Genomic DNA, 2,073 nt, shown 5'->3' with positions numbered 1-2,073 from the left:
CATCCTGCAGTGACAGCCGAAACCGTCTTTCCGTACCGCCTCATGAGAGGCCGTAAACTATTCGGTATTAGCACCGGTTTCCCGGAGTTATCCCGATCTGCAGGGCAGGTTGCCCACGTGTTACTCACCCGTCCACCGAATGCCTAAGGTTTCCTGAGGAAGGCTCGTCCGCTCAGGGTTAGTCGGGACCTAAGTCGAGGCCGATAGGCGTAGACGATGGACAACAGGTTGATATTCCTGTACCACCTCCCCGCCGTTTGAGTAATGGGGGGACGCAGAAGGATAGGGTGAGCGTGCCGTTGGTTGTGCACGTCCAAGTTGTGAGATGAGAAACGAGGCAAATCCCGTTTCTATATAACATCAAGCAGTGATGGCAAGAGGTTTACCTCAGAGTCCCTGACTTCAACGCCCTTAGAACGCTCTCCTACCACGGACATCTACGATGTCCATCCACAGCTTCGGTAATCCGTTTAGCCCCGGTACATTTTCGGCGCAGTGTCACTCGACCAGTGAGCTATTACGCACTCTTTAAATGATGGCTGCTTCTAAGCCAACATCCTGGTTGTCTAAGCAACGCCACATCCTTTTCCACTTAACGGATATTTGGGGACCTTAGCTGGTGGTCTGGGCTGTTTCCCTCTTGACTACGGATCTTATCACTCGCAGTCTGACTCCCAAGCATAAATCACTGGCATTCGGAGTTTGTCTGAATTCGGTAACCCGGGATGGGCCCCTAGTCCAAACAGTGCTCTACCTCCAGGATTCTCTTCTTGAGGCTAGCCCTAAAGCTATTTCGGAGAGAACCAGCTATCTCCAGGTTCGATTGGAATTTCTCCGCTACCCACACCTCATCCCCGCACTTTTCAACGTGCGTGGGTTCGGGCCTCCAGTAAGTGTTACCTTACCTTCACCCTGGACATGGGTAGATCACCTGGTTTCGGGTCTACAACTGCATACTCATTCGCCCTATTCAGACTCGCTTTCGCTGCGGCTCCGGCTTCTCACCTTAACCTTGCATGCAATCGTAACTCGCCGGTTCATTCTACAAAAGGCACGCTATCACCCATTAACGGGCTCTAACTACTTGTAGGCACACGGTTTCAGGATCTATTTCACTCCCCTTCCGGGGTGCTTTTCACCTTTCCCTCACGGTACTGGTTCACTATCGGTCACTAGGGAGTATTTAGCCTTGGGAGATGGTCCTCCCGGATTCCGACGGAATTTCTCGTGTTCCGCCGTACTCAGGATCCACTCTGGAGGGAACGAACTTTCAGCTACGGGGCTATTACCCTATCTTGCGGACCGTTCCAGGTCGCTTCGCTTAATCCGTTCCTTTGTAACTCCGTATAGAGTGTCCTACAACCCCAGAAGGCAAGCCTTCTGGTTTGGGCTGATCCCGTTTCGCTCGCCGCTACTTGGGGAATCGCATTTGCTTTCTCTTCCTTCAGGTACTTAGATGTTTCAGTTCCCTGAGTCTGCCTTCTCATGTGCTATGTATTCACACATGGATACTGCTCCATTACGAACAGTGGGTTTCCCCATTCGGAAATCCCCGGATCACAGCTCACTTACAGCTCCCCGAGGCATATCGGTGTTAGTGCCGTCCTTCTTCGGCTCCTAGTGCCAAGGCATCCACCGTGCGCCCTTATTAACTTAACCACTGAGGGTCAAAAAAAATAAGTTGATCGCAAAGCGATCACGCTACTTGATGCTTGTTTCTTAATCAATGTCGATCTATCCAGTTTTCAAAGAACAAGTTTGAAAGTGCTCCGCAAGGAGTGAACCTTCAAAACTGAACGCAAAACGTCAACCCGATCCGTTAAGAATCGGTTCCGATAAAATCCTTAGAAAGGAGGTGATCCAGCCGCACCTTCCGATACGGCTACCTTGTTACGACTTCACCCCAATCATCTGTCCCACCTTCGGCGGCTGGCTCCCGTAAGGGTTACCCCACCGACTTCGGGTGTTACAAACTCTCGTGGTGTGACGGGCGGTGTGTACAAGGCCCGGGAACGTATTCACCGCGGCATGCTGATCCGCGATTACTAGCGATTCCGGCTTCATGCAGGCGAG

General features: G+C 51.8%; 2 rRNA genes and 1 other annotated feature. Both genes read right to left on the bottom strand.

The window, feature by feature from the left end:
• Positions 1–210 (bottom strand): 16S ribosomal RNA (locus KTG14_RS18130); the annotation flags it as partial.
• Between the two features lie 99 nt (positions 211–309).
• Positions 310–1,659, bottom strand: a sequence feature (23S ribosomal RNA rRNA prediction is too short).
• Between the two features lie 189 nt (positions 1,660–1,848).
• Positions 1,849–2,073 (bottom strand): 16S ribosomal RNA (locus KTG14_RS17730); the annotation flags it as partial.

The organism is Planococcus sp. CP5-4_YE, from assembly GCF_019042655.1.
Taxonomy (GTDB): domain Bacteria; phylum Bacillota; class Bacilli; order Bacillales_A; family Planococcaceae; genus Planococcus.
This window is presented reverse-complemented; position numbering and strand designations above follow the sequence as displayed.